Genomic DNA, 12663 nt, shown 5'->3' with positions numbered 1-12663 from the left:
TAGTCTGGTTGTTGCGGGACTTCCGCGCCACGAGCGGAGACGACGATGGTGTATCGGCTCATCGAAGTAGTAACGGTGTTCGTTCACTTCGGGTTCGTCCTCTATGTGGTGCTGGGTGGGTTCGTGGCGTGGAAGTGGCGTCGTACCATCGGTTTCCACCTACTTGCAGTCGTCTGGGGAGCCGGTTCGATAGCGGTCGGATATGACTGCCCGCTGACCAATCTCGAGAACTGGGCCCGCCGGATGGCCGGGATCGCGGAGTTGCCGTCCACCGGATTCATCTCGCACTACATCACCGGCGTGTTCTATCCGGCGAGTATCGAAGGCCTTGTACAGGCGCTCGCGGCGACAGTGGTTGTCGGATCCTGGGTCGGATACGTGCTGCTCGGACGGCATGCGAAGGGTGAGGTCAAAGCCTCTTCAGCGACCTGATTCCGTACAAACGATCCCAGCCGTTTCTGAATGGAAACGACTGGGAGGTGCTACCAGGATTTACGCGCGAGTCAGGGCTACCACCGGGATTGTGCGGATCCCAGCGGTCTTCTCCGCGTATTCGGCAAATCCCGGGTATCGACTGGCCTGCTCGTCGTAGATGCGGTCACGCTTCTCGCCGGTTACTTCGCTGACGGAGACCGGGTATGTTTCGGTGCCGATCTCGACCTCTGCCTGGTCGGTGGCAACGAGGTTGTAGTACCAGTCGGGATTGGTCGGGGCACCGGCCTTGGATGCAAAAACGTAGATGGTCTTCGGATCCTGCTCGTCTGCCAGATACATCATGGGACTCACGAAATCGCGTCCGGATTTGCGTCCTGTGTGGTGGACCAACACCATGGGCGCACCTTCGAAGGGGCCACCTACCTTGCCCTCGTTCTCCCGAAATTCCGCAATGATTCCTGCGTTCCAATCGTCGGTACTCATCGTTGTCTCCCGGTCTACGAGTGGCGAAGGGCTCTGCCGCCAAGCTTTGCACAACTGGTGAATCGACGAGAGGTCATCTTCGGCGTCCAGCATGATCTACTATCTACGTATGAACGCAGATAGTGGTGTTTGTCGCCGCAAGCTTCCCGATGATCAAGTCGACCTCGTCGTCGAGGTGTTCCGCATGCTGGCCGACGCAACCCGTGTGCAGGTCTTGTGGGCATTGGTCGACCGCGAGTGCTCGGTGAACGAACTGGCGGAACGCGTCGGCAAGCCGGCGCCCTCGGTGTCGCAGCACCTGGCGAAATTGCGCATGGCAAGGTTGGTACGAACCCGCCGCGATGGTACGACGGTGTTCTATCGCCTGGAGAACGACCATGTGCGCCAACTGGTTACGGACGCGGTCTTCAATGCGGAGCATGCCGGACCCGGATTGCCGGGGCATCACCGTAGTGAAGGTGAGCTTCGGGAGATACACCCGGAGCGCTCGGCGAACGTCGATCGGACCGATCAAGAAGAAGGTGCGTCGTGACGCACGAACCCAAGACGTCCCACGGCCACGGCCACACCCATGGCCACGGGCCGAAGGGATTTCGATCGGCAGTCCGCGAAGTGTTCTCGCCGCACAGTCACGACGCTGCCGACAGTGTCGACGACGCATTGGAATCGAGCGCAATCGGCATCCGGGCGGTCAAGATCAGTCTTGTCGCGCTCGGAGTCACCGCAGTTGCTCAGGTTGCGATCGTGGCGATCTCGGGTTCGGTGGCGCTGCTGGCGGACACCATTCACAACTTCTCCGACGCGCTCACGGCAGTCCCACTCTGGATTGCCTTCGCGCTCGGTCGGCGCGCTGCGACCAGGCGCTATACCTATGGTTTCGGGCGTGCGGAGGATTTGGCCGGACTGTTCGTGCTCGCCATGATCGCACTGTCGGCAGTGATCGCCGGTGTCGAGGCGGTGAGGCGATTGATCAACCCGGTCGAGATCGAGCACCTCGGTTGGGTAGCGGCGGCAGGTTTGATCGGTTTCATCGGAAACGAATTGGTGGCGTTGTATCGGATCAGGGTCGGCAGGCAAATCGGTTCAGCGGCCCTGGTGGCCGATGGATTGCATGCTCGGACCGACGGATTCACTTCGCTCGCAGTCCTTCTGGGGGCGGGGGGAGTTGCGCTGGGTTTCCCGTTGGCAGATCCGATCATCGGCCTTGTCATCACCGTTGCCATCGTGGCGGTGCTCAGGACTGCAGCGCGAGACGTCTTCCGGAGGTTGATGGACGGCGTCGAACCTGAGTTGGTGGACGACGCAGAGCATGCATTGATGCACGAACCTGGAGTCCTCGGTGTTCGTGATCTGAAGATGCGGTGGATCGGACACCGACTGCATGCCGATGCAGAACTCGACATCGATCCCCGGGCAACACTTGCCGAAGCTCATGCGATTGCACACAGCGCCGAGCATTCGCTCACTCACGCGGTGCCCAAACTCGCTACTGCCTTGGTGCATGCGTACCCGGCGCATGACGCGGCCAACTCCGAAGTCTGATACCGGCCGCCTTCCCGGTGATCTGTGCTTGATGTCAAGCGCAGGCGGCTTCCCAGGCGAAACCGTCTGGGTCTGTGAAGGTTTCAGACGCGCCGGCAACGGTCAGACGGTGTGATCCGGTGCCTTCCGGAGCAACCCCGGCATCCTTCGCCAAAGCGCGGCGACCATACAGTGCGAGTGTCACATTGTTTGCTGCACTGGTGAATTCGACGTACTTGCGACCGAAGCTCTTGGACACCTCGAGTCCGCGGTCGAGGTAGAACTGCTTGCTGGCCTTGACGTCTTCGGCGCCGAGCAGCAGCACGAGGCTGTCGATCGTGCGGGTGGCCGGCCCGTCGTTCTTCTTCGACGACGTGGCGATCTTCCAGATCGAACCGTCTGGAGCCTGGACGACTCCGCCGTATCCCCAGAGGGATTTCTTGACAGGCTTCAAGGCGGTGGCACCGGCTGCGAGTGCTGCGCCGACGAAGGCGTCGACGATGTTCGGTTGGGAGACGACGAGCGAAAGGGTGTACCCACGAAACCCTGTTGTCGGTTCGTTCGATTCGCGTAGCTGGATTCGATCTCCGACGCCGAGAGCGTTGTAGAAGGCTTCGGCTGCCGCGAGGTCGGGAACGTCGAGTATCACGGATTTCGCGGTGGTCATCTGGGCGTTCCCTGCTGATGTGTGGATTGGCGACGTGTGGTCGGAAGTGGACTTCTGTGGTGTGTTCATGTGTTTCAACGTAATTGCGGGTCTCGTGGCTGTGCTTCTCGATTTCTGATCGGTTTGCTGAGACTGCTTGCAAGGTGCAGCACTCACGCAGGCCTTAGGTGGGCGATTTGTCGTGAATATCCTGTTCAGCCGATGTTTTCTCGATAGGCTGGTGAGCGCTGATCGGACGTACCTCACGCCACCATGGAACGGGGAAACCAGTGATCACACTGCGAGGAAAGTCGTTAGCCGCAGCAGTAGTGGTGTCCATGACTATGGCGTTGGCCGCGTGTACCTCCGGTGAATCGGCGCCCGAGGTGGGCGGCAATTACGGCTCTGGCGGAACCGCCGTCGACTATCGGGAGCCGGTGAAACTGAGTAGCCGAGATGGTGTTCTCGAGGTGCGCTTGTCCGCTCATCAGGGAGTGATTCCGCTCGATACCGCTTCGGCGCCCGTGTCGAATTTTCTGCTCTTCGGGTACGAGGTCATCCGCGGTACGGCGTCGGACGGATCGACCTCGGCGAGTGACGTCTATCCGGCGCCGACTCTCCGCGTCAATCCCGGAGAGCGATTGATCATTCATTACGACAACGATTTGCAAGATCTCACGATCCAGGACTTCTACGATCCGGCATTCACACCGGCGGGCGGGGACGTGCCGATCTATCCGCCGGCGCTGACGTCGGCTCCGCTGAATCTGCACACGCACGGAGTGCACGTGAGTCCGGACGGCAATGCGGACAACGTGTTGCTCAACATTCCCGCCGGCCAGGGAAACGTGTACGACTACGCGATTCCGGGGACGATGCCGAACGGTCTGTACTGGTATCACAGTCACCGGCACACCCTCACCGCCCAGCAGACGTACATGGGCCTGGCCGGGCTACTGGAAATCGGCCGGCCGGACGGCAATCTGCCTGTCGTGACGGCAAACGACGTTCCGATTCGCGATATGGCACTGCAGTACAACTTCGTATTCGACCGCAAAGGAAAGGGCCGACAGCTCAACGACGCGAACTGGCCCCAATTCGTCAGTACGTTGACGCCACCCGCCGGTACGGAACTAGCCGACGGGACGTACCGTCCGAGCCTTGCTCCGGTGAATTTCTCGGACACCACCGAGGGCGCGCAGTATTTCACCAACTGGTATACCGGACCGTTGTCCCCGGCCAATCATCGTGGACAGAATCAATTCGTTCCAGGCAATCTGCAGAGCTTTGTGGGTGAATCGACGACTGTACCGGCCGATCCCTCACTGCCGGACAACCAACGCGATGTGCAGTACACCGTGAACGGTCAGTTCCAGCCGTCGCTGAAACTGAAGCCGGGGCAGACCGAGATCTGGGTGCTTGCCAACATCAGCGACTTTGCCTACATGCCGGTCACGTTGACGGAAACCGCAACCGGCGCCCATCCGAAGTTCGCCATCGTAGGGCAGGACGGAAACCCGTTCGACGAGGTCAGGCCACCCGTGGATGGGGACGGAACCAGGCTGGTGATTCCGCCGGCCTCGCGATACGCAATCGCAGTGACGATGCCGGAGTCCGGCGATCTGGTGCTGGAGATGCCACCGCTCGAAGGTGCAAAGCCGGTGAGCAATCCAGGCATTCTCTACACCAACAACGGTACCGACAATCCGCCCGCCGAACTCGGAACCGTCACCGTCGACCCGTCGGTGATCAGTTACGCGGACGGATTCTTCACGTTCCCGACTCAGCAGTTGATCCGTGCGACGCCAGACGAGGGTGAAGGAAAGACGACTCCCTTCGAGTTCGGACAGAAGCTCGATACCTACACCTCGTTCGTGGATACCGCAGCGATGACGCCCGACGTGACCCGCAATCTCACAGTGTCCGGTGGGTTCGGAAACGAGAAGGCCAGCAACAGCGATCCGAAGGCCTTCACCTACGAATTCGCCGACAACACGTTCCCCAACATTCCGCTGATTCAACCGCGACTGAATTCCGTTGAGGAATGGAAGATCACGAACCTCAACAACGACGAACACCCGATGCATATTCACGTCAACGACTTCCAGGTAACGGAAGTTGTGGATCCCGTCGCAGGTACCACGACGGGCGTTCAGCCCTGGGGAATCGACAACGTGAACGTGCCCGCTCCGGTGACTGACGAGAATGAGAATGCTCTCGAGCCTGCGTCAGTGACGTTGCGAACGAAGTTCACCGAGTACACCGGAACCTTTGTGATTCACTGCCACCGACTCAATCACGAGGACAACGGTTTGATGGCGACTGTCAACGTGATTCCCGAGGTATCGACATATGCCGTCGCGATACCTGGTTCGGCCGGCGTGCCCGCCAAGGTGCAGATATTCGATGCCAACGGCGACAAACTGATCACTGCTGTGACGCCCTTCCCGTCGTTCGAAGGCACCCCGAGTGTTGCGATGGCGGACGTGAACGGAGACATGGTGCTTGATCTGGTCGCTGGAACAGGTGCAGGCTCGGCTCCGGAAGTGGTGGCGTACAACGCAGTCGGCGGCGTGCCGTTCACCGACGAGTTGGCAAGATTTGCCCCCTTCGATGTGGGTTTTCGTGGCGGAGTGAACATCGGCGGCGTCGATATCGACGGAAACGCACTGGCGGACAACATCATCGTTGCCTCGGGCCCAGGGATGGAGTCGCAGGTCAAGATTTACTCCACCGACCTTCCGGCGGACAAGAGGTCCGCACCCGCAGAATTCGGTTCGTTCTCGCCGTACCCGGGATCGAGTAGCGGAGTCACGTTCGCAACCGGAATGGTTGACAGTCACTCCGGTCGAGCGAGCATCGTGACCGCACCGGGTGCGGGCGAGGAGCCGTTGATCAAGACGTTCCGCTACGACCTGTACGAACCGACGGCGGCTGCGCAGGGCGGCTCCGATGAACACGCAGGTCATACGGCTGGTCCTGTAATGACGTCGCAGTTCTTGGCATTCGATCAGGGCTACCGCGACGGGGTGTCTCTGTCGACGGGTTGGGTGGCCGGCGCCGAGGGCGGCGCAAAGTCGATAGTGGCAGGCATGCTCGGAGGAGAAGGATCAATCCGCGTCTTCTCGAGTGGATCCAGGCTCGACGGTGCACCCGAGATGTACCTCGAGAGTCCAGATCACCATTCGACGGACGTGGCATTTCGGGAGGTTGCAGCTTTCGACCCGTTCACCGCTCTAGAGTCGGGTGTGGGAGTGGCCACGACGAGCACGACTACCGGCGCGGATCTCCTCGTCAGCGGCAGCAACGGAACGGGTGCCGAAGTTCGGAAATTCACTCTCGGTCGTGCCGATCCGTCTGCGACCACATTGACACCGACGCTTGTGGGAACGCTGCCGCCCTATCCCGTCGGCGGGGGAGTTCTGCCGCTCGGCGGCCGATGATCCGGTTTTGAGAGTTGCTGAAAGTAGTTTCATATCAACGTGTCTCGAGCCTTCCTGTTCTCGAAGTTGTCCGGTTTGTCTCTGGTTATCGAAAGTGTGTTCGATTAAACTTTCGGTATGGACAGTCGGGGAGCGTGGCAGCTGGATGGTGAGGGCCTCAAGGGTGAGGTTCTGGGTCTGGTGCGTGTCCGGCACGAGTTGCAGTCGCGGATGGTGTTGTTGATCGTGGAGATGTTTTCCCGTGAGGTTCTCGGTGGGAAGGGTTTTCGGGCGATCGCGCTGTGGTTGCATGGTTCGACGAATTTGGAGATCGGTGAGTGCAGTCTGCTGGTCGGGTTGGCGCGGTTGTTGATGCTCGAACCTGTTGTCGCGGATGCGTTTCATCGTGGTGATGTGGATGCGTTGAAAGCCCGTCAGGTGGCGTCGTTTTGTCAGCATCCGCCGAAGAACATGACCCTGGCGGATGTGGACAAGGCTCGCGGGATTCTGTTGGGGTTGGCGTCGCAGAATATTGCGGATTGTGATGCGGTGCGGGCGGCGATCCGGCGGATCGAGAAGCAGTACGGCAAGCGCGAGGACGGCGTTCCGGTCGGCGAGGATTCGGAGCGTAACGAGTTCTACGCCTCGAAAGGTTTGTACGGGCGCGTGTCGGTGAAGGGTGACTTGGATGCTGTGAACGGGGCGCGTCTGATCACGTTGTTGTCGAGCCTGTCGGCGCCGACGCCGGAGAAGGACGGGGTCAAGGACACGCGTACGCCGGCGCTGCGGCGGGCGGATGGGTTTTGTGAGTTGTTGCGCCGGTACGAGCGGGCGGGGTTGGGTCCGTTCGAGGGCGGGGTGAAACCGCACATCACGGTCACCGCCAGTGCAAAAGACATGACAGACCTCAAGGCGTTGAAAGATCTACTGCCGTCCACTGAGGAGTTGGGTTTCGCGTGGGCGGATTGGGTGGGCCCGATCAGTATCGATACCGCGCGGATGTTGGCGTGCGACTGCACGGTCACGCGGATTTTGTTGGATGAGAGTGGTGTTCCGCTCGACTGCGGTAAGGAAGCGCGAACAGCGACGGTGTCGCAGCGGCGGGCGTTGGCGGTTCGTGATGGTGGGTGTGCGTTTCCGGGGTGCGGGACTCCGTCGGGGTGGTGCGATGCTCATCATATTGTTCACTGGGGTGATGGTGGCCCAACGGATCTCGACAACCTGGTTCTGTTGTGTGGTCATCATCATCGGACGCTGCATCACACGGAGTGGCGGGTGGAGATCGGTCCGGATCGGAAATCGGTGTTCTATCCACCGATGTCGATCGATCCGTTCCAGCAGCCGATCGGCGGGAACAGCCCACCAACGGCCGCGTGAACGGACATAACTGAAAATGCCAGCGTACGCACCGGGGAAGAATCATGCCCCGTTACATGCGCTGGCTTTTCGTGTTCCGGAGAGTTCAGGGCAGCGACCAGAACTGAGTAGTCACGAGGTAGAAGACGATAACCCAGAACAAGGTCACAGCGGCGACGATTGCCACCCCTTGTGCGTTGGTTTTTGCGACAGGAATCCCCGGAGGCGGACGCAGCCAACGGCGCAGGAGTCGATTCACGTAGTACGGCATCGTGAAGAAACTCATGATGAAGCTCGACAGCAGATTGCCGATCAACAATCCGAGCCAGAGTGGCAGCTTCAGCGGTGACAGCGCCAAAGTAAGCAAGACGACAGTCGGGTAGAGACCGACCCAGACCGCGATCGAGGTTTTTGGCTCCGAAGGTGGAGGGGCCTCGTTTCCGTTCTCGTCGAAGGCAAACCAACTGCCGAACGAATTGTCCACGGTTCGCAGTTCGAAGTCGTGAAACTTGCGGCCCTCGGCGAGGAGTTGTTGTCGCTCAGGGGAAGTCAGCCACGTATCGAGATGGGCAGCATTGTCGAAGCGGTACAGCAGGGTCCACTCATCCTGCACACCGTCGACGGGGCGAAACAGTTCGGTGCCGCGGAATCCGTCGAAAGCACTCTCCACCTCGCGAAGGCGGTCCTGCCAGGCAAGGAACTCGTCGATGCTGTCGTCACCGACTCGGTGCGTCACTACGACGGTCAGCAGTGGGTCCGGAGGCCTGATCCCGCCGCTCACTACCTGCTGCGTGGCCGGGCCGTCGAAGAACTGACGACCGCTGTCGAGGTAGTCCTGCCTCGTCGCGCTGTTGATCCACGCTTGAACATGAGCGATGGAGTCGAATCGGTACACGATCACCCAATCAGGTTGGGTGGGCGTCGGAGCCGCGATTTCTGCCCCGAGGAAGCCTGCATAATCTGCGGCCGCCCGGTTGAGATCTTTCTGCCATACCTCGAATTCTTTCTCCAGTCCGGCACGCACTCGCTGGCCGATGATGACCGTCGCGGCGCTGTCCGCCGACGTGTGCGCGGTCATCGGTTCAGGCCTGTGTAGATGCGTTCCGGGGTGAGCGGTAGCGACCGGAATCGTGACCCGGTTGCATCCTGCAGTGCGTTCGCCAATGCAGGGGCAACCGGATTGATGCAGCACTCCGCCATGCCCTTGGAGCGGAGAGGACCGACGGAGTCTGATGACTCGACGAGGATCACCTCCGTGCGTGGGATATCTGCATATGTCGGGATCCGGTAGTTACGTAGATTCGGGTTCATCATCGCGCCGTTTGCGTCTACGTGGAAGTTCTCGGTGAGTGCGAAGCCGATGCCCTGGGCGACGCCACCTTCGATCTGTCCCCGCACCTGCGCCGGATTGATGATCACCCCAGCGTCGGTGGCTTGGACGCTGTAGAGAATGCGGATCTCGCCGGTGATGCGATGGACGGCAATCCGGAAGCCATGAGTGTTGGACACCACGCTGCGCGGAGATCCGTATGCCTTCCGCGCCTCGGTGAATCGGATCCCGCGCGGGCGTGCGGCCTCGAGTATCTCTTGCAGTGTTAATCGAGTACTACCGCAGACGATCTTGTCGTCGTCCATCGAGCACTGGTCAATCGACACGCCGGTGTGGTGCGCGGCGAAGGCAAGTAGGCGATCGCGGAGCGCATTCGACGCGCGAAGTACCGCGTTCCCAGCGACAAACAGGCCGGCGCTGGCGAAAGCGCCTGTGTCGAAACCGGTTCGGTCGGTGTCCGACTGAATGATTCGTACACGCGACGGAGTTGTGCCCAGCTGATTTGCGGCGATCTGCACGTGGGCCGTAGAAGTTCCCTCACCGAATTCGACTGTGCCGATGGCAAGTTCGTATACACAGTCTTCGCCGAGGGTGAGCCAAGCCTCGGAAATGTGCTCGGTGGGTGGCGCGGTCTCATGTAGTGAACTGGCGGTACCGGTGCCGATCAGCCAATCGTCTCCGAGCGAGGGAACCTGTTGCCGCTTCAACGCGGTGTCGATCAGATCGATGCATTGCCCCAGTCCGTCTTCGGTGAAGATCACGTCGTCTGGGCCGTCTTCGAGTGCGATCAGCGAATCGCCCGGTCGGACGATATTGCGTCGACGCAGTTCGAGCGGATCCATGTTCAGCGCGACGGCCAATTCGGTCATGGCCGATTCCACGGCAAAGGCCGGTTGCGTCATCCCGTACCCACGCAGAGCGCCGCTCGGGACGTTATTGGTGTACACGGAATACGCATCGAACTTCTTGTTGGCGCAGCGGTAGAGCGATACTGCCGCGCCGCCGGCAAAGAGTGTCTCTCCACCGTGGTTTCCGTACGCACCGGTGTTCGATACGTTGCGATACTGAAAGGCTGTGAGGGTTCCGTCCGACTTGGCACCGAGCTTGATCGTGAGCTTCATCGGATGACGCGGCGACGCGGTGGTGAACTCTTCTTCTCGGGTGAACTCGAGGCAGACGGGACGACCGGTGTCGAGGGTGGCGAGCGCCACCAGATCCTCGCTGATCACTTCCTGTTTTCCTCCGAACCCGCCGCCCACGCGTTTGCAGAACACGCGTAGCTGATCCGGGCGGAGGTCGAAGAGATGGGCGAGTTTGACCTTGGCGATGGAGGGGGACTGCGAACTTGTGCGAACGTGAAGGCGTCCGTCTTCCATCCAGGAGATCGAACCGTGCGTCTCGAGGTGCGCGTGCTGAACCCGCGGCGAGAAGTAGGTGCCTTCGTGGATGACGTCGGCCTCGGCGAACCCTGCCTCGACGTCGCCCACATGACCGTGAAGTTCGAGCAGGATGTTGTGCTCGGGATCTCGAACAAAGGGATCGTCGGATCCGTGCAGGGCTGGAGCGCCGTCGGCCATGGCCTCTTCCGGATCGAACACGGAAGGCAGGATCTCGTAATCGACCTTCACCTTCCGACGGCCTTCTTCCGCAGCGACGACGGAGTCGGCGAGGACGGCCACTACACGCTGACCCACGAACCGCACGACGTTGTCGAGAATGTAGGTGTCGTCCGGATCGACAAGGTGGTCGGTATGTATTGCCGTGGTGAAGAGCTTGCGCGGCACGTCTTTCCAGGTGTAGACGCGATGGACACCGGGGACGGCGAGCGCCTCGGTGGTGTCGATGGAGGTGATGCGGGCATGTGCGTGAGGCGAGTGCAGCACTTTCAGGTGCAGCATGCCGTCGATCGCGGTGTCCATAGTGTATTCGGCTCGGCCGGTCACCACGTCGGTGGCCGCCGGCGCCCCGACGCTGGTTCCGACGGCCTGTCCCGGGAGGGCAACTTCGACAGCACCGACACCGTTGACCGCGTCTTCGATGGATCGGTAACCGGTGCAGCGGCACAGGTTTCCCTTGAGCGCTCGCGGCAAGTCTTCTTTCTGCGCGTCGGTGAGCGCCGCCGAGGTCATGATCATCCCGGCGGTGCAGAACCCACACTGAAAGCCGGGTGCATCCCGGAACTGCTGCTGAATCGGATGGAGATCTTCGGGCGTGCCGAGTCCCTCGATCGTGGTTACCGCGCGACCGTCGGCGCGAAAGGCGGGCGTGATGCAGCTGTGTATCGGTGTTCCGTCGAGCCACACTGTGCACGCCCCGCAGTCCCCGCCGTCGCATCCCTTCTTCACTCCGTGGTGTCCGAGGTGCCGAAGAAACGTCCGGAGACACTGTCCCGGGAACGGCTCCTCGTGGAACTGCCGGTCGTTCACCGTGTAGCTCATGACTGGCTCCCCGTGAGTTCGTTTCGGAGCTCGTCGGCGTAGTGGCGGGCGAGGTGGAGGCGGTGGTCGGGGGTTCCGTTGGGATCGTCGAACCAACTGTCGGCCGAAATGGAGTCGACGGCTCGTCGCAGAGAGTGCTCGTCCGGCATCGCGTCGAACGTCAGCCGGATCGGATGGGTGGTGCCGGCGGTGATGGTGAGGTGAAAGTCGTCGGCGCCAGGAGTCTGCGTCGCGATCATGAAGATCGTCGAACGGCCGAGGTGCGTGAGACTGAAGCGGCGGTGGGCGTGCCGTTTGGTGAGTGAGTGCACCGGGAACTCGATGCTCCGAAGGACTTCGCCCGGCTCCAGGACATTCTGATGGTCACCGGTCACGAAGTCGCACGCGTCGACGGTCCTCACTGTTCCGTCGGTAGCCCATAGTGTGAACGAAGCCTCGAGTGCAACTGCCAGGGTGATCATCGGTCCGGCTGGAAGTGACATACAGATGTTGCCGCCTACGGTTGCCGAATTCCACACCTTGAAGGAAGAGAGGAAGTACTCGCAGCTGACGCGAATAAGTGGGCTCGCACGCCAATTGTTCGGCGGGACAAACGCATACAGTTCGGCAACGGTGCACGTGGCCCCGACACCGAAATGAGTCGCGCCGACCTCCAGTGATGTCCAGCCGAGCGCGTTGAGGTCGACGAGTCGACGGGTGTCGGGTTGTTCCGCTGAGAACAGCCACGTTCCTCCCGCGAGCCAGGCGTCGCCGGGACGCCACACGTCCCCTGGGCGATCCGGTGGTCGGCGTATCACGTCGGTAATGGTGGTGATGTCCATGCGCCTGCTCCCCTCGGGGATGTGTCTTCTCGGAGTGGGACATTACCGAGGTGACGAGTCACATTCACACTTTTAGTACATATCGGGCACGCGAAACATGAGCGATACGTACGTGACATCGACTGGTGGGGCGGTGCATGCGCTTGCCGATTCTGGGTACGACTGCTTGAGAGGCGCGATCAGCCTCTTGCTTTCGCGCTGTTGATTCGGA

10 protein-coding genes are annotated in these 12663 nt (G+C 60.8%); 5 read left to right on the top strand and 5 right to left on the bottom strand.

What is annotated here, in order from left to right:
- Positions 1–45 precede the first annotated feature (45 nt).
- A complete protein-coding gene (locus RHP72_RS16380; RefSeq protein ID WP_003942402.1) occupies positions 46–432 on the top strand; it encodes a DUF2784 domain-containing protein in 387 nt (128 codons plus the stop codon).
- A 60-nt stretch (positions 433–492) separates the two neighbouring features.
- On the opposite strand, the gene RHP72_RS16375 is transcribed toward RHP72_RS16380, so the two are convergent.
- A complete protein-coding gene (locus RHP72_RS16375; RefSeq protein WP_029255500.1) occupies positions 493–918 on the bottom strand; it encodes a nitroreductase/quinone reductase family protein in 426 nt (141 codons plus the stop codon).
- A 109-nt stretch (positions 919–1027) separates the two neighbouring features.
- On the opposite strand from RHP72_RS16375, the gene RHP72_RS16370 reads away from it, so the two are divergent.
- Positions 1028–1450, top strand: a complete 423-nt coding sequence (locus tag RHP72_RS16370; RefSeq protein WP_003942406.1) for a metalloregulator ArsR/SmtB family transcription factor — start codon at positions 1028–1030, stop codon at positions 1448–1450.
- On the top strand, positions 1447–2460 hold the full coding sequence (locus RHP72_RS16365; RefSeq protein ID WP_007732228.1) for a cation diffusion facilitator family transporter: 1014 nt from the start codon (positions 1447–1449) through the stop codon (positions 2458–2460). Before RHP72_RS16370 ends, RHP72_RS16365 begins: the two co-directional genes overlap by 4 nt.
- Positions 2461–2494: 34 nt before the next feature.
- Here RHP72_RS16365 and RHP72_RS16360 read toward each other — a convergent pair whose 3' ends face one another.
- On the bottom strand, positions 2495–3106 hold the full coding sequence (locus RHP72_RS16360; RefSeq protein ID WP_021333651.1) for a glyoxalase: 612 nt from the start codon (positions 3104–3106) through the stop codon (positions 2495–2497).
- Between the two features lie 317 nt (positions 3107–3423).
- Between RHP72_RS16360 and RHP72_RS16355 the strand changes: the two genes are divergently transcribed.
- Positions 3424–6528, top strand: a complete 3105-nt coding sequence (locus RHP72_RS16355) for a multicopper oxidase domain-containing protein (protein WP_311094870.1) — start codon at positions 3424–3426, stop codon at positions 6526–6528.
- Positions 6529–6645: 117 nt separating this feature from the next.
- Positions 6646–7884, top strand: a complete 1239-nt coding sequence (locus RHP72_RS16350; protein ID WP_311093602.1) for a DUF222 domain-containing protein — start codon at positions 6646–6648, stop codon at positions 7882–7884.
- Between the two features lie 85 nt (positions 7885–7969).
- Here the strand turns inward: RHP72_RS16350 and RHP72_RS16345 are convergent, their stop codons facing one another.
- From RHP72_RS16345 to RHP72_RS16335, 3 genes are read right to left on the bottom strand one after another with little or no spacing between them, the layout of a single operon-like run.
- Positions 7970–8941, bottom strand: coding sequence for an antibiotic biosynthesis monooxygenase (locus RHP72_RS16345; RefSeq protein WP_311093601.1), 972 nt, complete (start codon positions 8939–8941; stop codon positions 7970–7972).
- On the bottom strand, positions 8938–11631 hold the full coding sequence (locus tag RHP72_RS16340; protein ID WP_054828039.1) for a molybdopterin-dependent oxidoreductase: 2694 nt from the start codon (positions 11629–11631) through the stop codon (positions 8938–8940). The genes RHP72_RS16345 and RHP72_RS16340 overlap by 4 nt, the downstream gene beginning before the upstream one ends.
- Positions 11628–12452 carry an FAD binding domain-containing protein gene (locus RHP72_RS16335; protein WP_311093600.1) on the bottom strand — a complete coding sequence of 275 codons (825 nt, stop codon included), beginning with the start codon at positions 12450–12452 and terminating at the stop codon, positions 11628–11630. The genes RHP72_RS16340 and RHP72_RS16335 overlap by 4 nt, the downstream gene beginning before the upstream one ends.
- Positions 12453–12663: the final 211 nt, after the last annotated feature.

This window comes from Rhodococcus sp. SG20037 (assembly GCF_031763325.1).
GTDB lineage: Bacteria > Actinomycetota > Actinomycetes > Mycobacteriales > Mycobacteriaceae > Rhodococcus_F > Rhodococcus_F qingshengii.
This window is presented reverse-complemented; position numbering and strand designations above follow the sequence as displayed.

Excerpts from the sequence above, each read along its gene's own strand:
- RHP72_RS16360 (WP_021333651.1), bottom strand. The coding sequence starts at position 3,106 with ATGACCACCGCGAAATCCGTGATACTCGACGTTCCCGACCTCGCGGCA.
- RHP72_RS16355 (WP_311094870.1), top strand. The coding sequence starts at position 3,424 with ATGACTATGGCGTTGGCCGCGTGTACCTCCGGTGAATCGGCGCCCGAG.
- RHP72_RS16380 (WP_003942402.1), top strand. The coding sequence starts at position 46 with ATGGTGTATCGGCTCATCGAAGTAGTAACGGTGTTCGTTCACTTCGGG.
- RHP72_RS16335 (WP_311093600.1), bottom strand. The coding sequence starts at position 12,452 with ATGGACATCACCACCATTACCGACGTGATACGCCGACCACCGGATCGC.
- RHP72_RS16340 (WP_054828039.1), bottom strand. The coding sequence starts at position 11,631 with ATGAGCTACACGGTGAACGACCGGCAGTTCCACGAGGAGCCGTTCCCG.
- RHP72_RS16345 (WP_311093601.1), bottom strand. The coding sequence starts at position 8,941 with ATGACCGCGCACACGTCGGCGGACAGCGCCGCGACGGTCATCATCGGC.
- RHP72_RS16375 (WP_029255500.1), bottom strand. The coding sequence starts at position 918 with ATGAGTACCGACGATTGGAACGCAGGAATCATTGCGGAATTTCGGGAG.
- RHP72_RS16370 (WP_003942406.1), top strand. The coding sequence starts at position 1,028 with ATGAACGCAGATAGTGGTGTTTGTCGCCGCAAGCTTCCCGATGATCAA.
- RHP72_RS16350 (WP_311093602.1), top strand. The coding sequence starts at position 6,646 with ATGGACAGTCGGGGAGCGTGGCAGCTGGATGGTGAGGGCCTCAAGGGT.